25 protein-coding genes are annotated in these 25,105 nt (G+C 71.2%); 11 read left to right on the forward strand and 14 right to left on the reverse strand.

Annotated features, from left to right (window positions below; all coding sequences use genetic code 11):
* Positions 1-22: 22 nt before the first annotated feature.
* The 3 genes from ACO4JP_RS02580 to ACO4JP_RS02590 all read left to right on the forward strand — a co-directional run bounded on the left by ACO4JP_RS02580 (position 23) and on the right by ACO4JP_RS02590 (position 3,572).
* The gene (locus ACO4JP_RS02580; protein ID WP_425955837.1) at positions 23-901 is read left to right on the forward strand and encodes an ABC transporter permease; all 879 of its coding nucleotides are present in this window, start codon (positions 23-25) and stop codon (positions 899-901) included.
* The gene (locus ACO4JP_RS02585; protein WP_425955838.1) at positions 898-2,646 is read left to right on the forward strand and encodes a dipeptide ABC transporter ATP-binding protein; all 1,749 of its coding nucleotides are present in this window, start codon (positions 898-900) and stop codon (positions 2,644-2,646) included. The genes ACO4JP_RS02580 and ACO4JP_RS02585 overlap by 4 nt, the downstream gene beginning before the upstream one ends.
* Positions 2,647-2,798: 152 nt before the next feature.
* The gene (locus ACO4JP_RS02590) at positions 2,799-3,572 is read left to right on the forward strand and encodes an SDR family NAD(P)-dependent oxidoreductase (RefSeq protein WP_425955839.1); all 774 of its coding nucleotides are present in this window, start codon (positions 2,799-2,801) and stop codon (positions 3,570-3,572) included.
* A gap of 3 nt (positions 3,573-3,575) precedes the next feature.
* Here the strand turns inward: ACO4JP_RS02590 and ACO4JP_RS02595 are convergent, their stop codons facing one another.
* Positions 3,576-4,628, reverse strand: coding sequence for a magnesium and cobalt transport protein CorA (locus ACO4JP_RS02595; protein ID WP_425955840.1), 1,053 nt, complete (start codon positions 4,626-4,628; stop codon positions 3,576-3,578).
* 34 nt (positions 4,629-4,662) lie between these two features.
* Between ACO4JP_RS02595 and pyrE the strand changes: the two genes are divergently transcribed.
* Positions 4,663-5,244, forward strand: coding sequence for an orotate phosphoribosyltransferase (gene pyrE / locus ACO4JP_RS02600; protein WP_425955841.1), 582 nt, complete (start codon positions 4,663-4,665; stop codon positions 5,242-5,244).
* Positions 5,245-5,250: 6 nt separating this feature from the next.
* On the opposite strand, the gene ACO4JP_RS02605 is transcribed toward pyrE, so the two are convergent.
* Together ACO4JP_RS02605 and ACO4JP_RS02610 are read right to left on the reverse strand one after the other, a co-directional pair.
* Positions 5,251-6,024 (reverse strand): HAD-IIA family hydrolase, encoded by a 774-nt coding sequence (locus ACO4JP_RS02605; RefSeq protein WP_425955842.1) that lies wholly within the window; start codon positions 6,022-6,024, stop codon positions 5,251-5,253.
* A 29-nt stretch (positions 6,025-6,053) separates the two neighbouring features.
* Complete coding sequence (locus ACO4JP_RS02610) at positions 6,054-6,830, reverse strand: VTT domain-containing protein (RefSeq protein ID WP_425955843.1); 777 nt, start codon at positions 6,828-6,830, stop codon at positions 6,054-6,056.
* Positions 6,831-6,861: 31 nt separating this feature from the next.
* Here ACO4JP_RS02610 and purT point away from each other — a divergent pair, with 31 nt between their 5' ends.
* From purT to fbaA, 3 genes are all read left to right on the forward strand, one after another.
* Complete coding sequence (gene purT / locus ACO4JP_RS02615; RefSeq protein WP_425955844.1) at positions 6,862-8,151, forward strand: formate-dependent phosphoribosylglycinamide formyltransferase; 1,290 nt, start codon at positions 6,862-6,864, stop codon at positions 8,149-8,151.
* A complete protein-coding gene (locus ACO4JP_RS02620) occupies positions 8,144-8,848 on the forward strand; it encodes a TrmH family RNA methyltransferase (protein ID WP_425955845.1) in 705 nt (234 codons plus the stop codon). Before purT ends, ACO4JP_RS02620 begins: the two co-directional genes overlap by 8 nt.
* Before the next feature lie 67 nt (positions 8,849-8,915).
* Positions 8,916-9,938 (forward strand): class II fructose-bisphosphate aldolase, encoded by a 1,023-nt coding sequence (gene fbaA, locus ACO4JP_RS02625; RefSeq protein WP_425955846.1) that lies wholly within the window; start codon positions 8,916-8,918, stop codon positions 9,936-9,938.
* A 90-nt stretch (positions 9,939-10,028) separates the two neighbouring features.
* Here fbaA and ACO4JP_RS02630 read toward each other — a convergent pair whose 3' ends face one another.
* Complete coding sequence (locus ACO4JP_RS02630; protein ID WP_425955847.1) at positions 10,029-10,421, reverse strand: STAS domain-containing protein; 393 nt, start codon at positions 10,419-10,421, stop codon at positions 10,029-10,031.
* 110 nt (positions 10,422-10,531) lie between these two features.
* On the opposite strand from ACO4JP_RS02630, the gene ACO4JP_RS02635 reads away from it, so the two are divergent.
* Positions 10,532-12,778, forward strand: coding sequence for a SpoIIE family protein phosphatase (locus ACO4JP_RS02635; protein ID WP_425955848.1), 2,247 nt, complete (start codon positions 10,532-10,534; stop codon positions 12,776-12,778).
* An 11-nt stretch (positions 12,779-12,789) separates the two neighbouring features.
* Here ACO4JP_RS02635 and ACO4JP_RS02640 read toward each other — a convergent pair whose 3' ends face one another.
* From ACO4JP_RS02640 to ACO4JP_RS02665, 6 genes are all read right to left on the reverse strand, one after another.
* Positions 12,790-13,911 (reverse strand): ABC transporter permease, encoded by a 1,122-nt coding sequence (locus tag ACO4JP_RS02640; protein ID WP_425955849.1) that lies wholly within the window; start codon positions 13,909-13,911, stop codon positions 12,790-12,792.
* Between the two features lie 71 nt (positions 13,912-13,982).
* Positions 13,983-14,660, reverse strand: a complete 678-nt coding sequence (locus tag ACO4JP_RS02645) for an ABC transporter ATP-binding protein (protein WP_425955850.1) — start codon at positions 14,658-14,660, stop codon at positions 13,983-13,985.
* A complete protein-coding gene (locus tag ACO4JP_RS02650) occupies positions 14,657-15,970 on the reverse strand; it encodes a peptidoglycan-binding domain-containing protein (RefSeq protein ID WP_425955851.1) in 1,314 nt (437 codons plus the stop codon). The genes ACO4JP_RS02645 and ACO4JP_RS02650 overlap by 4 nt, the downstream gene beginning before the upstream one ends.
* A complete protein-coding gene (locus ACO4JP_RS02655; protein ID WP_425955852.1) occupies positions 15,967-16,881 on the reverse strand; it encodes a hypothetical protein in 915 nt (304 codons plus the stop codon). The genes ACO4JP_RS02650 and ACO4JP_RS02655 overlap by 4 nt, the downstream gene beginning before the upstream one ends.
* Positions 16,869-17,249 (reverse strand): hypothetical protein, encoded by a 381-nt coding sequence (locus ACO4JP_RS02660; protein ID WP_425955853.1) that lies wholly within the window; start codon positions 17,247-17,249, stop codon positions 16,869-16,871. Before ACO4JP_RS02660 ends, ACO4JP_RS02655 begins: the two co-directional genes overlap by 13 nt.
* Before the next feature lie 441 nt (positions 17,250-17,690).
* Complete coding sequence (locus tag ACO4JP_RS02665) at positions 17,691-18,137, reverse strand: STAS domain-containing protein (RefSeq protein ID WP_425955854.1); 447 nt, start codon at positions 18,135-18,137, stop codon at positions 17,691-17,693.
* A gap of 161 nt (positions 18,138-18,298) precedes the next feature.
* Between ACO4JP_RS02665 and ACO4JP_RS02670 the strand changes: the two genes are divergently transcribed.
* The 3 genes from ACO4JP_RS02670 to ACO4JP_RS02680 all read left to right on the forward strand — a co-directional run bounded on the left by ACO4JP_RS02670 (position 18,299) and on the right by ACO4JP_RS02680 (position 21,960).
* Entirely contained in the window at positions 18,299-19,591 is a 1,293-nt protein-coding gene (locus ACO4JP_RS02670; RefSeq protein WP_425955855.1) for an adenylosuccinate synthase, read from the forward strand.
* 88 nt (positions 19,592-19,679) lie between these two features.
* Positions 19,680-20,981, forward strand: a complete 1,302-nt coding sequence (gene purD / locus ACO4JP_RS02675) for a phosphoribosylamine--glycine ligase (protein WP_425955856.1) — start codon at positions 19,680-19,682, stop codon at positions 20,979-20,981.
* Between the two features lie 13 nt (positions 20,982-20,994).
* Complete coding sequence (locus ACO4JP_RS02680) at positions 20,995-21,960, forward strand: phosphoribosylaminoimidazolesuccinocarboxamide synthase (protein ID WP_425955857.1); 966 nt, start codon at positions 20,995-20,997, stop codon at positions 21,958-21,960.
* Between the two features lie 81 nt (positions 21,961-22,041).
* On the opposite strand, the gene ACO4JP_RS02685 is transcribed toward ACO4JP_RS02680, so the two are convergent.
* Genes ACO4JP_RS02685 through ACO4JP_RS02700 form a run of 4 tightly spaced genes read right to left on the reverse strand, consistent with a single transcriptional unit; the run spans position 22,042 to position 25,060 of the window.
* Positions 22,042-22,788 carry an ABC transporter permease gene (locus ACO4JP_RS02685; protein ID WP_425955858.1) on the reverse strand — a complete coding sequence of 249 codons (747 nt, stop codon included), beginning with the start codon at positions 22,786-22,788 and terminating at the stop codon, positions 22,042-22,044.
* Positions 22,788-23,573: an ABC transporter ATP-binding protein gene (locus tag ACO4JP_RS02690; protein WP_425955859.1), complete on the reverse strand. Its 786-nt coding sequence runs from the start codon at positions 23,571-23,573 to the stop codon at positions 22,788-22,790. Before ACO4JP_RS02690 ends, ACO4JP_RS02685 begins: the two co-directional genes overlap by 1 nt.
* A 45-nt stretch (positions 23,574-23,618) precedes the next feature.
* Entirely contained in the window at positions 23,619-24,497 is an 879-nt protein-coding gene (locus ACO4JP_RS02695; protein ID WP_425955860.1) for a DUF4097 family beta strand repeat-containing protein, read from the reverse strand.
* Between the two features lie 32 nt (positions 24,498-24,529).
* A complete protein-coding gene (locus ACO4JP_RS02700; RefSeq protein WP_425955861.1) occupies positions 24,530-25,060 on the reverse strand; it encodes a histidine kinase in 531 nt (176 codons plus the stop codon).
* Positions 25,061-25,105 lie beyond the last annotated feature (45 nt).

Below are 25,105 nucleotides of genomic sequence, written 5' to 3' on the forward strand. Positions count from 1 at the left end.
GCGCTCTCGCGGGGGCCCCGAGATGAGCGTCCTGCCGCCGAGTGCCGAGCTGCCGGATGCCGCCGCCGTCGGCCCGCGGCGGCAGCCCGGCGTGCACCTCCAGCTGGTGATCGGTGCCGCGCTGGTGCTGGTCGTCGTCGCGCTCGCCGTCGTCTCGTTCGTGTGGACCCCGTACGACCCTGTCCGCGCCGTCCCGGCCGACCGCCTCCAGGCCCCGAGCGCCGCGCACTGGTTCGGCACGGACCGGTTCGGCCGCGACGTGTTCTCGCAGATCATGGTCGGCGCGCGCACCACGCTCTACGTCGGCGTGGTCGCCGTCGGCATCGCCGCGATCGTCGGCGTGCCGGTCGGCATCGTGGCCGGGATGCGCGGCGGGGCGACGGGGACGCTGCTCATGCGCGGGTCGGACGTGCTCCTGGCGTTCCCCGGCCTGCTGCTGGCGATCATCCTCGGCGCCGCGTTCGGCGCGGGGACGACGACGGCGATGGTCGCCCTCGGCATCGGCGCGATCCCGGCGTTCGCGCGGGTCGCCCGGTCGGGCACGCTGCAGGTGATGCGCACCGACTACGTCCTCGCGGCGCGCGCCGCGAACCGGTCGCCGCGGGCGATCGCCGGGCGCCACGTCCTGCCGAACATCGCGGGCATCGTCGTGGTGCAGTGCTCGGTGACATTCGGCCTGGCGGTGCTCGCCGAGGCCGCGTTGTCGTACCTCGGCCTCGGCACCGCCCCTCCGACACCGTCGTGGGGCCGCATGCTGCAGGAGTCGCAGCCCTACCTCGGCGTGCACGACTACCTGGCGCTCGCGCCCGGCGTCGCCATCGCGGTCGCGGTGCTGGGCTTCAACCTGCTGGGCGACGGTCTGCGTGACGTGCTGGACCCGCGCCTCAAGGGGGTGCGATGACGCCCTCGCTCCCGGTGGTCGAGCCCGTCGGGACCACGCCGCTCGCCCTGCGTATCACGGACCTCGCCGTCCGCACGGGCCACCGCACCCTGCTCGAGGGGGTCGCCCTGACGGTCGGCACCGGCGAGCGCGTCGGCCTCATCGGCGAGTCCGGGAGCGGCAAGTCGCTCACCGCCCTCGCCGTGCTGGGCCTGCTGCCGGACAACCTCACCGCGAAGGGCACGGTCGACGTCGCCGGCGAGCGTGACCTGCTCGCGCGCAACGACCGCCGGCTCGCGCCGCTGCGCGGCTCGCTCATGTCGATGGTGTTCCAGGAGCCGATGACGGCGCTCGACCCGCTGGTCCGGGTCGGCCGGCAGGTAGCCGAGGCCATCACGCTGCACGACGGCGGCATCGGCCGGCGGCGCTCGGCCGCGGTTCGCGCGCGCGTCGTCGAGCTGCTGACCGAGGTCGGGCTGCCGGACCCGGCCGCCGCCGCGCGCGCCTACCCGCACCAGCTCTCGGGTGGGCAGCGCCAGCGCATCATGATCGCGATGGCCCTGGCCAACGACCCCGCCCTGCTGGTCGCGGACGAGCCGACGACGGCGCTCGACGTCACGGTCCAGGCGCAGGTGCTGGAGCTCATGGGCGAGCTCGTGGCCCGGCGCGGCACCGGGCTGCTGTTCATCACGCACGACCTCGCCGTGGTGTCGCGGGTGTGCGAGCGGGTGCTGGTGATGAAGGACGGGTCGATCGTCGAGGAGGGGCTCGTCGAGGAGGTGTTCGCGCGCCCGCAGCACGCGTACACGCGCACGCTGCTGGCGGCGTCGGACCTCTCCCAGGCCTTCGGCAGGAAGCCGCCGCCCTCGGTGGTCGAGCCCGTCGAGACCACTCAGACGACGGCGGTGGTGGTTTCGACAGGCTCAACCAACGCTGGGGGCGACGGCCCGGTCATCCGGCTCGACGACGTGACCAAGCAGTACCACCGCGGTCGCCGCGTCGTCGTCGACGCCCTGCGCGGAGTGTCGCTGCAGGTAGCCGCGGGCGAGCGGTTCGGGATCGTCGGCGAGTCCGGGTCCGGGAAGACGACGGCGCTGCGGCTGCTCGCGGGGCTCGACGTGCCGACGTCGGGCACCATCGAGGTGGCCGGCGTGACGCTCGCGGGACCGGGTGCCGGGCGCCGGGGAGTCGCGGGTCCGCGCGAGCTCGCACGGGTGCGCAGCGACCTGCAGATGGTGTTCCAGGACCCGATGGGCTCGCTCGACCCCCGCATGACCGTCGCGGACATCGTCGCCGAGCCGCTGCTGAACCCCGCCAACCGGCGCTCGATCCCCGAGGCCGCGACGAGGGGCGGCCGGCGCGCGCTGGTGCGCGAGATGCTCGACGCCGTCAGGCTGCCCGACGACGCGGCGGAGCGCTACCCGCACCAGTTCAGCGGCGGGCAGCGGCAGCGCATCTCGATCGCGCGGGCCCTCGTGTGCCGCCCGCGGGTGCTGGTGGCGGACGAGCCCGTGAGCGCGCTCGACGTCTCGGTGCGGGCCCAGGTCCTCGAGCTTCTGGCCCGCGTGGCCGACGAGCGGGGCCTGACCCTGGTGCTGGTCTCGCACGACCTGGCGGTGGTCCGCCACCTGTGCGACCGGGTCGCCGTCATGCGCGGGGGAGAGATCGTCGAGCAGGGCACCACGGAGGCGGTGTGGACCGACCCGCAGCACGCGTACACGCGCGCCCTGCAGGCCGCCACCCCGACGCTCGCGACGGCGCGGTAGCCCTCCTTCGTCGCACCCGGCCGATCACCTGCGACGACCGCCCGCCGGACGTCGTGCCCCGAGCACCTTCGCCGTGGCAGCAGCCGGTGGCGGTCTGCGGACGGCTCGTCGTGTTCGCGCGCCGGCCTGCACCCGCTGCGTAGGGTGGGGCCATGGGAACCGCCCTCGTCACCGGCGCGACCGCCGGCCTCGGTCTGGAGTTCGCCTGGCAGCTCGCCACGGCCCGTCACCACCTGGTGCTGGTCGCGCGTGACAAGGCCCGTCTGGAGGACGTCGCCACGCAGATCCGCGCGGCCGCCGGCGTCGACGTCGAGGTCATCCAGGCCGACCTGTCCGTGGACGACGACGTCGAGCGCGTCGCCGCGCGGCTGCGCCTGACGGGCGAGGAGCCGGGGCAGTCGCTCCGCGCCGTCGGCCTGCTGGTCAACAACGCCGGGTTCGGCACCAGCCAGCGGTTCGTCGACGGCGACGTCGACATCGAGCTGAAGGCGCTCGACGTCATGGTGCGGTCCGTGCTCGTCCTCTGCCACGCCGCGGTGGGGCAGATGACGCACCGCGGGCGGGGCGCGATCCTCAACGTCGGCTCGGTCGCTGCGCTCACGGCCAGCGGCACGTACGCCGCCGACAAGGCCTGGGTGCGGTCGTTCACCGAAGGACTCGCGTCCGAGCTCAGGGGCACCGGCGTGACCGCGACGGTCGTCGCGCCCGGGTTCACCCACACCGAGTTCCACGCGCGGGCGCACGCCGACATGTCGGGGCTGCCGGAGATCGCATGGCTCGAGGCCCCGCGCGTCGTGGCGGACGCGCTCGCGGACGTGCGCCGCGGCGTCGTGCTGTCGACGCCGTCGCTGCGCTACAAGGCGGCGTCGGCGTTCCTGCGCGTGGCCCCGCGCGGAGTGGTGCGCGCGGTCGGCAAGTACCGCTGACCGCTACAACCAGTCGACCCGCTTGAAGACCCGGTAGAGCACGAACGCCGCGACCACCATCAGCCCCAGCGCGAACGGGTACCCCCAGAACCAGCCGAGCTCCGGGATGTGCCTGAAGTTCATGCCGTAGATGCCGGCCACGAGCGTCGGCGCGAAGAAGATCGCCGCCCAGGACGAGATCTTCTTGGCGGCCTCCGCCTGCTTGAGCGAGGCCTCGGTCATGTGCCGCACCTCCTCGTTCTGCTCCTGGGCGACGAGCGTCGCGTGCACCGTGAGCGCGTTGTCGAGGAGGGCGCGGAACTCGTCGCCGCGGTCGGCGTACCGGATCGCGTGGTCGAGCACGTCGCGCAGGGCGCGCTGCAGCTCGACGTCGAGGCCGCCGTCCCCGGTCGCGGCGCCCGCGCCGGGGCTGTCCTCGAACGCGCGCCCGCTCTCGAGCGTCCGCGCGATCGCCACCAGCGGGCGGGTGGCGCGCTGGAACGTCATGACCTCGCGCGCGAGCTCGTAGATGCGCCGCGACACGGCCGGGTCCCGGCTGAAGAGCTGGTCCTCGATCTCGTCGATGTCGTTCTCCAGCCCGGCGACGACCGGCTGGTACTCGTCGACGACGCGGTCGAGCAGCGCGTGCAGGATCGCGAGCGGCCCCAGCCGCAGCAGGTCGGGCCGTGCCTCGAGCGCCTTGCGCACGGGGCTGACGTGCGGGAACTCGGACCGGCGCACCGACACCACGAACGTGGGCCCGACGAACACGTGCAGCTCGCTGAACTCGACCTGCTCCGGCCCGTCCAGGTACCGGGCGGGGTGCAGGACGACGAACAGGACGTCGTCGTACCGCTCCAGCTTGCTGCGCTGGTGGGCGTTGACCGCGTCCTCGACGGCGAGCTCGTGCAGCCCGAGCTCGTTCGCGACGGCGCGGATCTCCTCCGGCGACGGCTGCAGGAGGTCGATCCAGCCGATCCCACCGCACGCCTGCATGGTCTCGAGGGTCAGCTCGAGGCTCGGCGGGCTGTCGGCGCGGTGGCCGTCGACGTAGACGGCGTTGTCCGTGATGCTCACGGGTCCATCATCGCCTGGCCCGTACCCTGGTCCCGTGACCCACGCAGCTGACTTCTCCCCGACCCCCCGCGAGCAGCTCCTCGAGCTCATCAAGCAGCTCGCGATCGTGCACGGCAAGGTGACGTTGTCGTCCGGCAAGGAGGCCGACTACTACGTCGACCTGCGACGCATCACGCTCCACCACCGCGCGGCCCCGCTCGTCGGCCACGTCATGCTCGACCACCTGGAGGAGCTCGGCTTCGGCACCGCGGACATCGACGCCGTCGGCGGCCTCACGCTGGGCGCGGACCCGATCGCCGACGCGCTGCTGCATGCCGCGGCGTCGCGCGGGCAGGACCTGGACGCGTTCGTCGTGCGCAAGGCGGCCAAGGCGCACGGTATGCAGCGGCAGATCGAGGGCCCGGACGTCACGGGCCGCCGCGTCGTCGTCGTCGAGGACACGACGACGACGGGCGACAGCCCCATCGCGGCGATCGAGGCGTGCCGCGCGGCGGGCGCCGAGGTCGTGGCGGTCGCGACGATCGTCGACCGCGCCACGGGCGCCGGCGAGAAGATCGAGGCGCTGGGCGTCCCGTACCACCCGCTGTTCTCGCTGGAGGACGTGGGCCTGGCCTGACCGGGGTCAGACCAGCTCGATCAGGTTGGCGACCGAGTCGACCACGCGAGACGGGCGGAACGGGTACTTGTTCACGTCCTCGGGGCGCGTGGAGCCCGTCATGACAAGGAACGTCTCCAGGCCCGCCTCGATACCCGCCACGACGTCGGTGTCCATGCGGTCACCGACCATCGCCGTGACCTCGGAGTGCGCGTCGATGCGGTTGAGCGCCGAGCGAAACATCATCGGGTTGGGCTTTCCGACGTAGTACGGCTTGCGGCCCGTGGCGGCCGTGATGAGCGCCGCGACCGCGCCCGTCGCGGGCAGCGGGCCGTCGAGCGAGGGGCCCGTCGTGTCCGGGTTCGTGGCGATGAACCGCGCGCCACCCTGGATGAGGCGGATGGCCTTGGTGATCGCCTCGAACGAGTACGTGCGGGTCTCGCCGAGCACCACGTAGTCGGGACCCGACTCGGTGAGCGTGTATCCCGCCTCGTACAGCGCCGTCGTGAGGCCGGCCTCGCCGATCGCGTATGCCGAGCCGTTGGGCACCTGGTCGCTCAGGAACTGGGCGGTGGCGAGCGCCGAGGTCCAGATCGACTTCTCCGGCAGGTCGATGCCGCTCGTCGCCAGCCGCGCGCGCAGGTCGCGCGGGGTGAAGATCGAGTTGTTCGTGAGCACGAGGAAGGGTCGGTCGGCGTCGCGCAGCGCGGTGATGAACTCGGGCGCGCCGGGGATCGCGTGCCCCTCGTGCACCAGGACGCCGTCCATGTCGGTGAGCCACGACTCGATCGGGCGGGTCATCGTTGTCCTCCGGAAGGGGGTGGGGCGGGTCAGCGTGCGTGGCGCGGCGGGTGCGTGCCGTCGTCGTCGAAGGTACCTGGCAGGGCGTCGCGGGTGTCGGGCTCGGCGCCGTCGGCGCCCTCGGCCGAGCCGGCTGCGGCTCGCGCGAGCTTGCGGCGCTCCCGCATCACCTCGACCGCCATCGGCACCACGGACACGAGCACGATGAGGAGCACCAGCGCCTCGACGTGGTCCTTGACGAACGTGATGTTGCCCAGCAGGTAGCCGACCAGCGTGATGCCCGCGGCCCAGAGCGCCGCGCCCATCGCGTTGAACGTGATGAAGTGCCGGAACGGCATCTTCCCGATGCCCGAGGCCACGGGCGCGTAGGTGCGCACGAAGGGCACGAACTGCGCGATGGTGATGGTGCGGCCGCCGTACTTGTCGAAGTACGACTGCGTCTGGTCGATGTAGCGCCGCTTGAAGATGCGCGAGTCGGGCCGGTCGAAGAGCTTGGGCCCGAAGACCCGGCCCAGGGTGTACCCGGTCGAGTTGCCCAGCACGGCCGCGCTGAACAGCACGATCATCACGACGGGCAGCGGCAGCGGCATCGAGTGCTGCGCGGTGAACGCACCGGCCATGAACAGCAGCGAGTCGCCGGGCAGGATCGGGAACAGCAGCCCCGTCTCGATGAAGATGATGCAGGCGATCGCGAGGATCGCCCAGCTGCCGTAGCTCTCCAGGAACCCGTGGATGAGCGACGACGGGTCCATCCAGCTCGGCCCGAGCGTGTGCGCGGGACCAGCGACGAGCGCGAGCATCTGCATGCGGCCGAGCGTACTGGGGCAGGATGCCGGTATGACCTCGCGTCCCGCCACGAGCGCCTCGTCCTCCACCAACCCCACACCGGGACGTGCCACGAAGGGCACGCTCGGCACGCCGCTGAGCCCATACGCCACGCGGGTGCTCCTGCTCGGCTCGGGCGAGCTCGGCAAGGAGGTCGCGATCGAGCTCCAGCGCCTGGGCGCCGAGGTCGTCGCCGTCGACCGGTACGACCACGCGCCCGCGATGCAGGTCGCGCACCGCAGCCACGTCGTCGACATGCTCGACGCCGCCGCCCTGCGCGCCGTGCTCGGCGCCGAGCGCCCAGACGTGGTGATCCCCGAGATCGAGGCCATCGCCACGCATGTGCTCGCCGAGGTCGAGTCCGCCGACGTGCGCGTGGTGCCGACGGCGCGGGCCACGCAGCTCACCATGGACCGCGAGGGCATCCGCCGCCTCGCCGCCGAGGAGCTCGGCCTGCCCACCTCGCCGTATCGCTTCGTCGACACGCTCGACGACCTGCGCGCCGCCGTCGGCGAGCTCGGCCTGCCGTGCGTGGTCAAGCCGGTCATGTCGTCGTCCGGCAAGGGACAGTCCGTGCTCCGCACGCCCGACGACGTCGAGCGCGCGTGGGCGTACGCGCAGACGGGCGGCCGCGCGACGGCGTCCGAGGGTGCCGGAGTCCGCGTCATCGTCGAGGGGTTCGTCGACTTCGACTACGAGATCACGCTGCTCACGGTGCGGTCCCGGGGCGCCGACGGCGAGACCGGGACGGTGTTCTGCCCGCCGGTCGGGCACGTCCAGGTGGACGGGGACTACCGCGAGTCGTGGCAGCCCGCCCCCATGAGCGCCGCAGCCCTCGACGCGGCCCGGGCGGTCGCTGGGGCGGTCACGCAGGCGCTCGGCGGCTGGGGCCTGTTCGGCGTGGAGCTGTTCGTGGTGGGCGACGACGTGCTCTTCTCCGAGGTCAGCCCTCGCCCCCACGACACCGGCCTGGTCACGCTGGCCAGCCAGGACGTCAGCGAGTTCGGGCTGCACGCGCGCGCGGTGCTGGGGCTCCCGGTGGCGGCGCCCTCCCCGGTGGGCGGCCCCGGACAGGAGGCCGCGGCGTCGTGCGCGGTGCTGGCCGACGGCAGCGGCGTGCCGGTGTTCGACGGCGTCGACGCGGCGCTCGCCGTCCCGACCGCCCAGGTGCGCCTGTTCGGCAAGCCTCGCGTCGACGGTCGGCGCCGCGTCGCGGTCACCCTGGCCCGCGGCGGCGACGTCGAGCAGGCCCGCGCCCGCGCCCGTGCGTCGGCCGCCGCCCTGAGGGTCGACCTTGCCTGACCCCGGCGACCGCAGCGGTTCGTCACGCCATGCGGCCGATGGCGAGACGAACCGCGACGTTCGCGCGGGCGTTGGGGTCGGGGTCGGGCCCTGGGGCGGCGAGCGGCCGTCCGGGTGGCAGTTCGACCCGCAGCTGCTCGAGCTGGGGGACACCCGGAACGTGCTCGACCGGTACCGCTACTGGTCGGTCGAGGCGATCGTCGCCGACCTGGATGCCCGCCGGGACCCCGAGCGGTTCCTCCACGTGGCCATCGAGAACTGGGCGCACGACCTCAACATCGGCTCGGTGGTCCGCACCGCCAACGCGTACAACGTGGCGGGGGTCCACGTCGTCGGCCGACGGCGGTGGAACCGCCGCGGCGCGATGGTGACCGACCGTTACCTGCACGTCCACCACCACCCGGACGCTGCGGCCGTCGCGGAGTGGGCCGCGACGGCCGGGCCGGACGGCGGCCGGCTGCCGCTGATCGGTGTGGACAACGTGCCCGGGTCGGTGCCCCTCGAGGGTTTCGCTCTCCCGCCGCGGTGCGTGCTGGTGCTCGGCCAGGAGTCCAGCGGCCTGACGCCCGCGATGCAGGCGGTGTGTGACGTCGTCGTCCACATCACGCAGCACGGGTCGACGCGCTCGCTCAACGCGGGCGCGGCCGGAGCGATCGCGATGTTCGCGTGGGCGCTGCAGCATCGGACGTCGGAATGACGGTCAGGCCACAGGCGTGGGAAGATGCGGGAGGCAAATCCCCAACTGTCTGGCTGGAGTATCAACGATGCCCATCGCAACCCCTGAGGTCTACGCCGAGATGATCGACCGGGCGAAGGCTGGCAAGTTCGCCTACCCCGCGGTCAACATCACGTCGTCCTCGACCGTCACCGCCGCCATCCAGGGCTTCGCGGAGGCCGAGTCGGACGGCATCATCCAGGTCTCCGTGGGCGGCGCCGAGTACGCGTCGGGTTCGACCATCAAGGACCGCATCGCCGGCTCGCTCGCGCTCGCCGCGTACGCGACCGAGGTGGCCAAGAACTACAGCGTGAACATCGCGCTGCACACCGACCACTGCGTCAAGAAGAACCTGGACTCGTGGGTCCGCCCGCTCCTCGCCCTCGAGGCGGAGCAGGTCAAGAAGGGCCTCAACCCGACGTTCCAGTCGCACATGTTCGACGGCTCGGACATCCCGCTGGACGAGAACCTGGTCATCGCCGCCGAGCTGCTGGACCTCTCGCAGGCCGCGCGCACGATCCTCGAGATCGAGGTCGGCGTCGTCGGTGGCGAGGAGGACGGCCACGTCGCGGAGATCAACGAGAAGCTCTACACCACGGCTGAGGACGGCCTCGCCACGGTCCGCGCCCTCGGTGCCGGCGAGAAGGGTCGCTACCTGACGGCCCTGACCTTCGGCAACGTGCACGGCGTGTACAAGCCGGGCGCCGTCAAGCTGCGCCCGTCGATCCTCGCCGACATCCAGAAGGCCGTCGGCGACGAGATCGGCAAGGTCAACCCGTTCGACCTCGTGTTCCACGGTGGCTCGGGCTCGACGGCCGAGGAGATCGCCGAGGCCGTCGACAACGGTGTCATCAAGATGAACATCGACACCGACACCCAGTACGCCTACACGCGTCCCGTGGCCGACTGGATGCTCAAGCACTACGACGGCGTCATCAAGGCCGACGGCGAGATCGGCAACAAGAAGCAGTACGACCCGCGCGCCTGGGCGAAGGCCGCTGAGGCCGGCATGGCCCAGCGCATCATCGAGGCCAGCCAGCAGCTCCGCTCGGCCGGTCAGAAGATGCGCTGACCTGCTCGGCTCACGCTGACGGAGGCCCCCACCCGACCTGGGTGGGGGCCTCCTCCGCGCTTCGTCGTGCGTAGGTCGGTCGTGCGTAGGTCAGTCGAGGCCCTGGTCCTCGTCCACGATCTCGAGGAGCTCGCCGATGCGCGTGACCTCGAGGAGGAACTTCACCGTCGGCGGCGCCCGCAGGATGCGGACCTTGTGCGGCATGCGGGACGCCAGCCGGGCCAGGAACGCGACCCCCGACGAGTCCATGAACGTGATGTGGTGGGCGTCGATCTCGACCGGCAGCCCCGTCGCCTCGACCTCGGCCGTCGCCTCGCCCAGCTCTGGGCCGATGTCGGCGTCGATCTCGCCCGAGAGGACGATGCGTGCCCGGGAGGCACCGACGATGAGGTGGACGCTCGCCGGGTCGCCGAGCTCCGGCAGACCGTGGTCCACGCCAGTCCCGCCGAGAGTGGCGGACTTCGGGTCGGATGTGTCCCGCACGGTGCTCCTCTCGAGTGCCGCGGCCTCGCGTGCTGTCGGGGACCACACTACGGTTAAGTGACCAGCAAAGACACCATGTGTCGTGTCTCAAACCGCAGGACGGAGGGTGAATGGCCGAGATCCCCGGTGCGAACACCACGCCTTCCCCCGACCTGTTCGCGGAGCTCGCCGAGGGCACGACGCTGTGCATGTTCCTCACCGGTTCGTACGACGACGGCCTGCCTCTCCAGTGGGTGAACGACGCGTTCGTCCGCAAGACGGGTCTCACCGTCGGCGTCAGCGCGCCGCCCGTCACGCCCGGACGCGCGACTCTCGGCCCTCTCGAGCACGTGCTGGTCGACCCGGCGGCCGGCGGCGTCGCCGTGCCGGCGCTCGCCTCGGGCGAGGGTGGCGCTTTCACGATGCAGTGCCGCACCGCCTCCGGGGAGACCTACTGGTCGCACGTGACGTTCACGCCGCGTCGCGACGCGTCCGGGCGCGTCACGCACTTCCTCGGCGTGAGCGTGGACGTGTCCGCGTACGTCGACGAGCGCTCCGCACAGCTGCAGACGCTGGCCGTCGAGCGCCGCCAGCGCGCCGACCTCGACCTCATCGCCCAGACCACGGAGCTGCTCGGCGACCTCGAGTACCCGTATGCGCTGCGCGACATCGCGGAGCTCCTGCGCTCCGTCGTGCCGTGGGCCGCGTTCTACCTGAACCACGACGGCCTGCTGCACGCGGACGGCATCGACGTCGCCGCCCCGCCCGGCGGCCGCGGGCGCCGGCACGCGCGCTACGTCGTCGACGCCGAGCCCGGGCTGTCCGACGCCGACTCCCAGCACCCGCCGCGCGGCCTCGAGGCCGTCGACGCCGTCCAGGACCTCCTCGACGGGCTGGTCGACGGGCCGGTGCTGGTGCGCCTGGACGTCGAGTACCCGCCGTACTCGGCGTCCGGCTGGCTGCGCCGCGACCTCGTGCGCCGCGTGCTCGACGAGACCGGCGTGCGCCCGGGCTCCGTCGTCGTGCACGCGGTGGGCGGGCGGCGCCAGGTGCTGGGCCTCCTGGTCACGTGGAGCGGCGACCAGGCCGGGGTCGGCGCCGTCGACCCGTTCTCGAGCGCGCTCAGCGAGCCCGACGACGTCCGCACCGTCGTCGAGGTCGTGGCCCGCCGCGCCGGCACCGCGATCGACAACGCGCGCCTGTATGCCCGCGAGCACCGGCTTGCGGAGGCCCTGCAGCGCGCGATGCTCCCCGAGCAGGCCGACGTGACCGGGCTCGACGTCTGGACCTACTACGCGCCGAACGCGGAGCACGCACAGGTGGGCGGCGACTGGTACGACGTGCTCGACATCGACGGCGCCACGGTCGGCCTGGTGATCGGCGACGTCGTCGGGCACGACGTCGAGGCCGCCGCCGCGATGGGCCAGCTGCGGTCCGTGGTGCGGTCCTACGCCTACGAGCTCACGACGCCGAGCGTGGTGCTCGACCGGGTCGACACGCTGGTGCAAGGCATGCGCATCCCGCGCTCGGCGAGCCTGGTCTACGCGACGTTGCGTCAGCGGACCCGGGCGGAGAGCGACGTGCCCGGCGAGGTACAGCCGGACGAGTCGTGGGACATGGAGTACACGCGCGCCGGGCACCTGCCGCCGCTGCTGCTGCGCAACCACACCGTGCGCCAGCTCGACGGCAGCGCCGGGTCGCTCGTCGGGTTCGGGTTCATCGAGCGCAAGACGGCGCACGAGGTGCTCCTGCCGGGCGACGTGCTGCTCTTCTACACGGACGGCCTCATCGAGCGGCGCGACCGCTCGCTCAAGGTGGGCCTCGAGGCGTTGGTCGAAACCTCGGCGCACATCACCGCGCGCGACGCCGCGGGCGTGGGCGAGGAGCTGCTGTCCCGCCTCGCCGACGCGCCCGAGGACGACGTCGCCATCGTCGTCGTGCGGCTGCCCGACCCGGTGGCCGACGCGACCACGCCCGGGCTCAGCCCGCGCTCGCGGCGCTGGCTCCTGCCCAGCGAGCCCGCCTCGATCGGGCGGGCACGGCACGCGGTGCTGCGCTCGTGCCAGGCGTGGGGGCTCGCGGACTCGGCGTCGGCCGAGCTGGTGGTCTCCGAGCTGGTGGCGAACGGCGTGCTGCACGGGTGGGGCAACATCTCGCTGCGCCTGTTCGACACGGGCGACGGTATGCGCATCGAGGTCGAGGACGCCAACCCGGCGCCGCCCGTGACGACCGACGGGCACCACAACCGGGTCGGCGGGTTCGGCATGCAGATCGTCGAGCGCCTGGCCGACTGGGGCTGGCGCCCGGCCGGGTCGGGCAAGCTCGTGTGGGCCAAGCTCAAGCAGCCGGTGGGGTCGCTCGCGATGCAGCGCCGCTGACCACGGCGTGCTCAGGCCGAGCGCACCGCTTGCGCCGGTTCTGTCCTGGCTGCGCGCATGGCCGGGTAGACGGACGAGACGATGCCCGCGAGCGCCCCGATCACTGGGCCGGCGACCGTCGTCACGATACCGACGGAAGCTGTCCAGTCGTTGAGCGCTGAAACCACGACGGTCGCCACGGTGGCGAGCGCACCGCCCGCCACTCCTCCGATCCCAGCGCAGATCGCGGCTTCCATGAGGAACAGCCCCGCAACCGAACGTCGGGTGGCACCCATGGCGCGCCGGAGACCGATCTCGGCCTTACGGGACGTGACCGAGACGATCATCGCGTTCGCGATCAGCAGCGTCGTCAGCACCAGCAGGAGCCCACCGGCCCAGGCCGCGAACCTCCCGAGCTGGGTCGACACCCCGGTGCGCAGCATGGCGACGTCGACCACCTGCGAGGAGACGAGTCGTTCGGGCGCTTCTGGCCGGACCGCCAACCTGATCACCGATGCGATCGCGGGTCCGGCTCCAGGCGCCGTCCGGACGAGCATTGTCGCTTCCGTGTCCGAGCCGGTGAACTCTGTCGCCAAGGGATACGGAACGACAACGGCTTCCCCGAGTCCGCTGGTGCCACCGTCCAGGAATCCGGCGATCGAGTACGGCACGTCGTCGAGGAGGACTGTGAGTCCGGTGGGCACGCTGGTGATGGGGATGTCCAGTTGCTGCGCGGCAGCTGTCCCGAGAAGCACCACACGGTGTTCGGTGCCAAGGAGCCAAGCGGTCGCCGCGGTGAGGCTGGTGCCGCTCGCGCGCAGGTAGCCTTCGCTGACTCCCACAACGGGCGGCTCTTGGTCGTCGTCGGGGTCGACACGAAGGGCGACACCACCTCTGGACACCCGCACAGAGGTGAAGTCGGAGACGTTCAACCGGAGACCAGCGGCTTCTACCCCATCCAGCGCCTCGGCTCGATCTGCCGCGTCCGAAGGGAACAGCCTCTCGCCGGAGTCTCCGCCAGAGCCGGTCACGGTGAGCTCGCGGAGCGTGGAGGCGGCCAGGTCGGCATCCACCTGCCGTGCGGCGGTCGCGGAGATCGACCAGGACGCCAGGAGCGCACCGGTGCTGAGGGCGACGGCCAGGATGAGAAGCACGGTCCGCGAGCGTCTCGCGTGCAGCTCGACGGTGACATCGCGAACGGTGTCGGCGGCGCGTCTGAGCGGACTCACCTCTCCTGCCCCGGGTGCAGGAGCCCGTCACTCAGGCGCAACGCACGGTCCGCCCACGTCGCGATCCTCGGGTCGTGGGTGATCACGGCAACGGCGACGCCGGTCGACGCTTGCTCGTCAAAGAGTTCCAGGATGCTTGTGGCGTTGTCGGGGTCGAGGTTGCCCGTGGGCTCATCGGCGAGAAGGACACGCGGTTCGGACACGACCGCACGGGCGACCGCGAGACGCTGCGCTTCCCCCCCAGACAGCAGTCCTGCAGAGGCGTCGCGCCGATGGCTGAGCCCTACCCGATGCAGGGCCGCGTCGATCATTGCGCCACGCTTCGACCGTGCCGTGCCGGTGATAGCAAGGCGCACCTCAAGATTCTCAGCGACCGTGCGATGCCCGAGTATGTGATTGTCCTGGAACACGAACCCGAGTACCGCGGCGCGCATCGCGTCGCGACGGCGACCGCGCAGGAAACTCGTGTCCTCACCGAGCAACCGGTAGGTACCGACTGTGGGCGTGTCGAGTAGGCCGACAATGTTCAAGAGGGTGGACTTGCCCGACCCGGACGGTCCGACGATTGCGACGCGCTCGCCCGCTCCGACCGCGAGGTCCACGCCGCGCAACACTTCGACCGGCGGATCGCCACGGTACGTCTTGTGCACGCCCTCGGCCACGAGCACCGTCATCGCGCCTCGGAAACCAGGACGATGTCGCCCTCTGCCAGCGCTGCGGACTCCACGACCGCGTACCCGTCGCCTGTGGCCTGCACCTCGATGTCGACCCTCTCGGTTCGCGTCGGGACGGCGCTATCGATCGGCGTCACCACGCGAAGCAGGTACTTCCCTGCGCTGTCCTCATGAACCGCGACCAACGGAACCGCGAGCCCGCTCACCGGCTCGGGTGCGGCCGCGGGCGTCACTAGTACCTCTTCGCCGTCGCCGAACCCGGTCCCCCGATCGAGGGCGACCGTCACGTCGTACCCCGGGGCAGTGTCTGCGCCCGACGCGGCCTGGAAGTCGCTCACTGCCAGAACCCGCCCAGGTTCAGACGACTTCCCATGGGCAGTGCGGACGGTGACCTGAGATTCCGGTGGGTACTGTTCTCGCAAGTCCACGGGTATCCGTACATCGACCACCGGCGATCCGGTGCGCAATGTCGCCACGCCGCCCTCGGCGTCATCGAGGGTGGAACCGACGTCTGCCCGGGCGACGACCGTCGCGCCTCCTTCTGGTACGGCTACGACCTCTGCGGCGGGCAGTGGCGTGAGAGCTGCTCGCCGCGCGTCCGCGAGCGCTTGCGTCGCCTTGCTGATCCGGTCCGGGTTGGGTGGGTCGTCTGCCTTCGCCAGCGCGAACTCTTCGTTCGCAGTGCTGACCGCCTGTCGCGCCTCAGGCGACGGTTCGGGAGCCGGATAGCCGACCCTGTCGTAAAGTCGTTCGACTCCTGCCGCCGTGGCCGGGCCGTACTCTCCGTCCAGCGGTGCCGCATAGATGTCGAGGTCTGCGAGCACCTTCTGCAGCGCTTCGACGTCAGGGCCAGACGTCCCAGGGCCGAGATCCCGGTAGAGCGGGAACGGCAGCTCCAGCACGATAAGTGGACGACCCGAGACCTCCAGAAGCGTGTCCCCGGAGCGCACGGTGTCGTGAACGCGAGCAACGGTTGCCGTGACCACGGCGCGCGCGCCGGCGGGCGCAGGGGCGGGGACTGTCTCCTGTCTACCGAGGGAGACCTGTGCGGACCACGACGGCACCTCGGCGGCGAGCGTGCGATCTTCCACTGCGGCGGTCACCGCGGGAACCGCTTTAGCCCTTGCGATCGCGTCGTCCCACGGTGAGCGAACTTGCGTCCCGACGGCGAACGCGCCGACTGTCAGAATCAGGCATACGACCACCCACCCCCAGAGCCAGCGCGAACGGCGGATCTTGCGCGGCGCACCTTCCGTTGCCAATGCATGATTCGCATTCGCTGGCAAATCCCGTGACATCACCGCCGTCATGGAACCTTGTTCTTCGCGATGAGTTCGCGCGCTGACGCGACCGTCTTGTCGATGAATTGGCGCCTGGCGATGAGATCGTCCGCGTACTTGATGATGATCGGCGCCTGCAGTTGCGCCTGGATCTGCGCCATCCGGTTCGTGAAGTCTATCGAGTCCTTGCAGTCCACCACGGCCAGCGCGAGGGAGATCTGGTCCTCCGTGACCGATCTGTTCCGACCACCCTGGGGCAGCCACCATATCTTGCCACCCGGCTCCAGCCCTGAGCGCGCATAACAGTCGGAGAGCTCGTCGATGAGGCCACGCGCACGCTTGTCGTGGTCGAGCTCGTCGTTGACGCGGTCCAACGCCTCAATCCACGGGCCGACTTGAATCTCGGCCTGGCTGTAAGCGCTCGACTCTGCCAGCCCCTCGCACTTCTCAGAGAGCGTTTTCCAGTCGGCGTCGGTCAGGTTCTGGTTGGGCACGGGAGAGTGTGGACCCACGGGCGCCTCGACCCCCTCGATCCCGTTGAAGTACAGATCCGCCTCAGTCTGCGGTGCGACGAATCCGAACTGGCGCGCCTGGTCCTTCGTCCACGGACCAAAGTACTGCTCCGACGCATAGACGGGATCGTACCGAGGAGTCGGCGGCGTGAACCGGACACCGTGCTCGAGACCGCACTGACTCAGCACCGTCGACGAGGCAACCGAGAGAATCGACTCTTCTTCACGAGTCAGGCTCAAACGGTCATAGGGCAATGTCACCGCGCCCGTCGCCGGATCAAGCTCGGCCTTGAGGTTGATCCCGCGGAATTCTGCAGGAACCTGTTCCGGTTCCGTGCCACGGCCACATCCCGCGAGCGCCGCAAGAACTCCTAGCGCTGCGGCGCAAGCCGGGACAACGAACCTCAGCCGCCTCCTCACCAGTTGCACTCGGTGAACCAGGACGTACTGATCTTGTCATCCCAGTCGCCCGTGTTGCCAGACCCGAGCGGGCTGCCGTTGTCGAGCACGTCGTCATGGTAGCTCGTGCCATAGATAGACTGGCTCTTGAGCAGAATGTAGTTCCCCAAAGCGTACTCGGAGTCGTAGAACCTAGTCTGGCCGCAGGACGTTCCGTTCGCCCAGATCCCGTTGGCCTGGTTCGAGAAGCCGTAGTCGGCCCAGTACTCGGTGTTCAGGTAGAATGACTTCTGCGTTCCTGTGAAGGCATTCGCGCTCCAGCCGCATGCGAAACCCGGGCTGCACGATGCGGCTGAAGCGGAGATTGCCGGCGCCGTCGTTATCGCCACGGTGGCCAAGAGGACCGCGGAAGCGGCAGATCGCGCGACTCGCATTGGTGTCAATCCATTCTCTTCGAGTCGTGTGATGCCTTCTCGGAAGCTGGTGGAGTGCGCTCGCCAACTGACTGAGGTGGCTTGCCCCCAGCAACCAGTTTGGCTAGCAGGGATAGTAGCCCAGCGGTGTCAGCGCTGGTCAAGGGCTCACGGGGGTGAGAAGGCGTGACTTCGAGGTGTGGTCCAGGAGCGGGCAAAGGACCCAGCGCTCCTGACGTGAAGAGTCCTCCTCGTCCGCCCCCACGGAGGGCGCCGCATGCGCGGCATGACCCGAAGCCTTGCCCACCTCCCCGCCTGGTCCCGCTCGCGGTGACGACACCCATCCCGAGCTTGCACCACCCACGACCATCGACGCATGACTGCAGGTCAGGACGACCATCTACGGCAGGTTTACTGGCGCGCCGTTCAGGACGCCGTCGGCCGCCTGCGCTGCGGCAGCGACGCCGCGTCCGGTGCGCGCGGCTCGGTCGGCGCAACCCCAGGGACCTGCCCGCCACCCTCGGGCGGGCTGAACGCCGCGGTGCTCGTCGAGGTGCCCCCGCAGCCGTGGTCGCCGTCCACGCGGAACATGTCGAGCGCCCCGCACACCTCGAGCACGAACAGGTCGCGCTCGTCGGCGCCCCGCAGCACCGTGGCGCCGCCGCGCTTGCGGCCGGAGTCGGCCAGCGAGATGAGGAACGCCGCGCCCGTGGAGTCCATGAACGTCACACGGCACATGTCGATGACGAGGAGCTGTCGCCGCAGGCCCACCACCCGGGACGCGATCTCCGGGAACTGGTCGCGCTCGGCGAGATCGAGGTCGCCGGTGATCACGAGGGTCGTCGTCGTGGACGACGTCGCGATCTCGATCATGCAGCCGACTCGATCATGCAGCCGAGGGTACGACACTTCGCCGCGGCCCGAAGGTCAACTCCGGGTAAACTGCCCAGCGGCCCGGCGACCGAGCCCCTCGCTGGAACGTCCCACGGGGGAGCGGCCCGCGGCCCCCGTGCCATCCAAGGGAGAGGATCCCCATGCCAGCGGTCGTGCTCGTCGGTGCCCAGTGGGGCGATGAGGGCAAGGGCAAGGCGACGGACCTGCTCGGGTCCCGCGTCGACTACGTCGTGAAGTTCAACGGCGGCAACAACGCCGGTCACACGGTGGTCATCGGCGACGAGAAGTACGCCCTGCACCTGCTGCCCTCGGGGATCCTGTCCGAGGGCGTCGTCCCGGTGATCGGCAACGGCGTCGTCGTCGACATCGAGGTGCTGTTCGAGGAGCTCGACGCGCTCGTCGAGCGCGGTGTCGACGTCTCGCGGCTCCTGGTCAGCAGCCAGGCCCACGTCATCACGTCGTACCACCGCACGCTGGACAAGGTGACGGAACGCTTCCTCGGCAAGCGCCGCATCGGCACCACCGGGCGCGGCATCGGGCCGGCGTACGCCGACAAGATCAACCGGCTGGGCATCCGCATCGCGGATCTGTTCGACCCCAAGATCCTGCACGACAAGGTCGAGGGCTCCCTCGACCAGAAGAACCACCTGCTCGTCAAGGTGTACAACCGGCGCGCAGCCGACGTCGACGCCGTCACGGACGAGCTGCTGGCGTACGCCGACCGGCTCAAGCCGATGGTCGCCAACACGCCGCTGGTACTCAACAACGCGCTCGACGCGGGCAAGACGCTGCTGTTCGAGGCCGGCCAGGCCACGATGCTCGACATCGACCACGGCACCTACCCGTTCGTGACGTCGTCGTCGGCCACGGCGGGCGGCGCGGTGACGGGCTCGGGCATCGGCCCGACGCGCATCGACTCCGTCATCGGCGTCATCAAGGCCTACACCACGCGCGTGGGCGAGGGCCCGTTCCCCACCGAGCTGTTCGACGACTCGGGCGAGTACCTGCGCAAGACCGGCGGCGAGTACGGCGTCACCACGGGCCGCGCGCGCCGCACCGGCTGGTACGACTCGGTCATCGCGCGCTACGCCTCGCGCATCAACGGCCTGACGGACCTTGTCGTCACCAAGCTCGACGTGCTCACCGGCATGGACAAGGTCCCGGTGTGCGTCGCGTACGACGTCGACGGCGAGCGCTTCGACGAGATGCCCGACGACCAGAGCGCGTTCCACCACGCCAAGCCGATCTACGAGGAGCTGCCGGGCTGGTGGGAGGACATCTCAGGGGCCCGCGCCATCGAGGACCTGCCGGCGAACGCGCAGGCGTACCTGCGCTTCATCGAGGACATCTCGGGGTCGCGCATCTCGGCGGTGGGCGTCGGCCCGCGCCGCGACGAGATCATCCCGGTCCACGACCTGATCCACGCCCGCTGACGGCGACGATCCCGTGCGACGGCGGGTGGCCAGGGTTCGTCCCCGGTCACCCGCCGCCTGCGTCCCACGGCTTTCGTAGACTGCGCGCGTGAAGATCCTCGTCGTCGGGACCGGTGCCCGCGAGCACGCCATCGTCCACGCCCTCGCTGCCGAGACCCCGGACGGCGCTGCGCACGAGCTGCACGCCGCGCCCGGCAACCCGGGCATCGGGCGCGAGGCCGCGCTCCACCCCGTCGACGCGAACGACGGCGCCGCCGTGGCCGCGCTCGCGCAGGAGCTGCGCGTCGACCTCGTCGTCGTCGGGCCCGAGGCACCGCTGGTGGCGGGCGTCGCCGACGCCGTCGCCGCCGCGGGCTTCCCGGTGTTCGGCCCGACGGCGGCCGCCGCGCAGCTCGAGGGCTCGAAGGCGTACGCCAAGGACGTCATGGCCGCCGCAGGCGTGCCGACGGCGCTGGCGCACGTGTGCACCACGATCGACGAGGTCGCCGCCGCACTCGACGCGTTCGGCGCGCCGTACGTCGTCAAGGACGACGGCCTCGCCGCGGGCAAGGGCGTCGTCGTGACGTCCGACCGGGACGCCGCGCTGGAGCACGCGCGGGAGGCGCTCGCGGCTCGCGGGGACGCCGGCCGCGTGGTGGTCGAGGCCTACCTCGACGGGCCCGAGGTCTCGGTCTTCGTGATCTCCGACGGCACCCACGTGGTGCCGCTGCAGCCCGCCCAGGACTTCAAGCGGATCTTCGACCTGGACGAGGGCCCCAACACGGGCGGCATGGGCGCCTACTCGCCGCTCGACTGGGCGCCGGCCGGCCTCGTGGACGAGGTCGTCGAGCGCATCGCCCAGCCGACCGTCGACGAGATGGCGCGCCGCGGCACCCCGTTCGCCGGCGTGCTCTACGTGGGCCTGGCGCTCACCTCGCGCGGCACGCGCGTCGTCGAGTTCAACGCGCGCTTCGGCGACCCGGAGACGCAGGTGGTGCTCGCGCGCCTGCAGACGCCGCTGTCGCGGGTGCTGCTCGCCTCCGCGACCGGCGGCCTCGGCGAGCTCGAGCCGCTCCGCTGGTCGCCGTCGCCCGTCGTCAACGTCGTCGTCGCCTCGCACGGCTACCCCGGCACGGTCCGCAACGGTGACGTGATCACGGGCATCGCCGACGCCGAGGCGCTCGACGGCGTGCACGTGCTGCACGCCGGCACGGCCCTGACGGCGGACGGCGCGCTCGTCGCGGCCGGCGGCCGCGTGCTCTCGGTGATCGCCGAGGGAGAGACGCTCGACGCCGCCCGCGACCGCGCCTACGAGGGTGTCGCCCTCATCGGCCTCGACGGCTCGCAGCACCGCACCGACATCGCCCTGAAGGCGGCCCGCGGCGAGATCGCGGTCCCCACCACCCTCTGAGAGGACACACCTCGTGACCGATTCGCTTGTCGCCGGCGACGCCTTTGCCGGTGGGGCCCTGGACCTGCCCGGCTGGCGGCACGTCTACTCGGGCAAGGTACGCGACCTGTACGAGCCCGACCTGCCCGCGCTCGGCGGGGCGCACCCGCTGGGCGACGTCGTGCTCGTCGTCGCGGCCGACCGGATGAGCGCCTTCGACCACGTGCTGAGCCCCGGCATCCCGGACAAGGGCGTGGTGCTCACGCAGCTCAGCCTGTGGTGGTTCGAGCAGCTCGCCGACATCGTGCCCAACCACGTGGTCTCCGTGGAGGCCAGCGCCGAGCCGTTCGACGGCCTGGTGCCCGACGTCGTCGGCGGCCGCGCGATGATCTGCAAGCGCCTGCAGATGTACCCGGTCGAGTGCGTGGCCCGCGGCTACCTCACGGGCTCGGGGCTCGCGGAGTACCGGGAGTCGGGCGAGGTCACCGGCATCCGCCTGCCGGCAGGGCTCGTGGACGGCTCGCGCCTGCCCGATCCGATCTTCACGCCGGCCACCAAGGCGGAGGTCGGCGAGCACGACGAGAACGTCTCGTTCGACGTCGTCGCCGAGCGTCTCGGGGCGGACGTCGCCGCGACGCTGCGCGACCTCACGCTTGCCGTCTACGCGCGGGCCGAGCAGGTCGCCCGCGAGCGGGGCATCATCCTCGCGGACACCAAGCTGGAGTTCGGCGTCGACCCGGCGACGGGCGCCGTCGTGCTGGGCGACGAGGTGCTGACCCCGGACTCGTCGCGATTCTGGCCCGCCGACGAGTGGGAGCCGGGCCGACCCCAGCCGAGCTTCGACAAGCAGGTGCTGCGCGACTGGCTCACGTCGTCGGCGTCGGGCTGGGACAGGGCGGCCGACACCGCGCCGCCGGCCCTTCCCGCCGGCGTGGTGAGCCACACGCGGGCCCGCTATCTGGAGGCCTACGAGCGCCTGACGGGCACGCCCCTCGTCTAGCCCTTTCGACGTCGCACCTGCTGGCGTTCTGGGTCTCAGAACGCCAGCAGGTGCGACGTCGAAAGGGAGGGGCGGGGTGGGTCAGCTCGCCGTCTTGTTGTAGATGCGGACCGCGAAGAAGTACGCGACCGCCCCGATGCCGAGCATCCACGCCAGCGCGACCCAGATGTCGTTGCCGACCGGCTGCCCCTCGATCAGCGAGCGCATCGACTCGACGATCGAGGTCACCGGCTGGTTCTCCGCGAACCACTTGACCGGGCCCGGCATCGTCTCCGTCGGCACGAACGCCGACGACAGGAACGGCAGGAAGATCAGCGGGTAGGAGAACGCCGAGGCGCCCTCGACGGTGCTCGCGGTCAGGCCCGGGATCACGGCCAGCCATGTGAGCGTCAGCGTGAAGAGTGCCATGAGCCCCGTGAAGCCGAGCCAGCCCGCGAACGAGGCGACCGGGCGGAAGCCCATCGCGAACGCGACGCCGATGATGATGACCACGGTGACGAGGTTGGACACCATCGACGTGAGCACGTGCGACCACAGGACGGCCGAGCGGGCGATCGGCATCGTCGAGAACCGCGCGTTGATGCCCTTCGACTTGTCGTTGAACAGCCGGAACGCGGTGTAGGCCACGCCCGAGGCGACCGTGATGAGCAGGATCCCGGGGAGCAGGTAGTTGGTGTAGTTCCCGGTGCCCTGGATCGCCCCGCCGAACACGTAGCGGAACAGCAGGAACAGGGCCAGCGGCGTGACTGCCACCGTGATGATGGTGTCCGGGCTGCGGGTGATCTGCTTCATGAGACGCCCGGTCAGGGCGGTGGTGTCGCGGAACATCACTGGACCTCCTTCGAAGCCGTGGCGGGTGCGGGGATCTTGCCGGTGATGGCGAGGAAGATCTCCTCGAGCGAAGGTTGCTTCTCGACGTACTCGACCGTGGCCGGCGGGAACATCGCCTTGAGCTCGCCGAGCGTGCCGTTCGCGATGATCGTGCCGCCGTGCAGGATGGCGATGCGGTCGGCCAGGGCCTCCGCCTCGTCGAGGTACTGCGTGGTCAGCAGGATCGTGGTGCCGCCGTCGGCGAGCTCCTTGACCGTCTTCCACACCTCGAGGCGACCCTCGGGGTCGAGGCCGGTGGTGGGCTCGTCGAGGAAGATCACCTCGGGCGTGCCCACGAGGCTCATCGCGATGTCGAGGCGGCGCTTCATGCCGCCCGAGTAGGTGCCGGCCCGGCGGTCGGCGGCCTCGGTGAGGCCGAACCGGGCGAGCAGGTCGGTCGCCGCCTGCTTCGGCGAGGCCTCGCGGCGCAGCGTGGCGATGAGCTCGAGGTTCTCGCGGCCCGTGAGGATCTCGTCGACGGCGGCGAACTGCCCCGTCAGCGAGATCGCCTTGCGGACACCGGCGGCGTCGGCGGCGACGTCATGCCCGGCCAGGACGGCGGTGCCGCCGTCGGCCTTGAGCAGCGTCGAGATGATGTTGATGGTCGTGGTCTTGCCGGCGCCGTTCGAGCCGAGCAGGGCGAAGATCTCGCCACGCTGGACCTCGAAGGTCACGCCCTGGAGGACGTCGTTCTCCCCGAACGACTTGCGCAGGTCGGTGACCTGGATGGCTGGTGACGTCATGGCACAACTCCCTTCGTGGTGCTGGTGGAGCGGGTCGGTGGTGCGTCAGACCCCGGTCGACGTGAACGGGGACGTGGACTCGGGGCGCCGGACGATCACGTCCCCGTAGCTGGTGGTGGCGTGGACCTCGACCGCGTTCCCCTCGTCGACGGGCGCGTCGGAGGGCTCGAGCAGGTTGCGGACGTTGCCGTACTTCGAGGAGGCATCGAGCCAGGCGGCGGTGCCCTCGGGCACGCCGACCTCGACCGAGCCGTACGAGGTGGCAAGGGTCAGGCTGCCGGCGTCGATGCTGTCGACCCGGATGCCGCCGGAGCTCGCCTTGGCGTTCACGGTGCCGCGCACGCGCCCGATGATGATCTCGCCGTGCGCGCCGGAGACGGTCAGGGACCCGGTGACGGAGCCGATGGTGGTGTCGCCGTTGGACGACTTGACGACGGCGTCGCCGACGACCTCGCGGACCCGGACGGACCCGGCGGCCGCGCGCACGTCGGTGGGCCCGGTGACGCGGCCGACGACGACGCTGCCGGCGCTCGCCCGGAGGCCGAGCCGTCCCGCCTCGTCGATGCGCGCGCTCCCGGCCGAGACGGTGACGTCCACGCTCGCGAGCCGGCCCTCGGTGTAGAGGGACCCGGCCCAGACCTTGCCGGTGAGGGTGGAGCCGGTGGGCAGCTCGATCGTGGCGTCGACGGTGCCCCGCGCGCCCATCAGGTACTGCTTGACGGAGCGCGGGCCCTGGACGGTGAGCACGTCGTTCGCGAACTCGACGGTGGTGTCCTGTGCCGTGCGGGCGTCGGCCGCCTTGCCCGGGTTGGTGGGCAGGATGGTGACGACGACGTCGTCACGGTCGCTCGCCACGACGTGGAGGGTACCGACGGTCAGGTCGACGACCGCGGTGATTTGTGCGGAAACGGGAAAACTGGTCATGGGGGGCTCCTGGAGTCTCGGCAGGCGGGCGCTCAGCGCACCCAGCCCGTGACGTGGGTGCCGCCGGACCGCCCGGTGCGGGCAGTGCGGTCGGGGGCGGGTTCGAGCGCGGCGGCGACCGCGCGCACGAGCCACGTGTTGACCGAGACGCCGTCGCGGACGGCGGCGACCTCGACCTGCGTCTTGAGGTGGTCGGGCAGGCGCAGGGTGGTGCGGGTGGTGGTGGCCTCGTCGCCGTCCGGCGCCGGGGCGACCGGGGAGGCGGGTGCGTGCAGGGTGGCGGGGGCCGAGCCAGGGGTGGCCGGCGCGCCGCCGCCAGGTTCGGCGACCGCGACGACGAACTCGGGCTCGCCGCCGCGCAGGCGCACGTCGACCGATCCGGGTGCGAGCTCGGTGGAGATCTCTCCGGCGGCGACCGAGAGCGCGTCGAGGAGCACGAGGCGCACGGCGGTGTCGAGCGGCGCGGCGAGGCGCTGGGCGAGCTGCCGGGCGTCGTCGCCCCCGAGCTCGGCCGCCTCGGCGAGCCGGTGCTGAAGGTCGTCCACGTACCGCGTGAGGTCCATGACGCCACTATGACACCACGCGTGGTGTCATGGCAACACCAATAG

It is taken from the genome of Xylanimonas sp. McL0601 (assembly GCF_049852175.1).
In the GTDB taxonomy this organism is placed as follows: domain Bacteria; phylum Actinomycetota; class Actinomycetes; order Actinomycetales; family Cellulomonadaceae; genus Xylanimonas.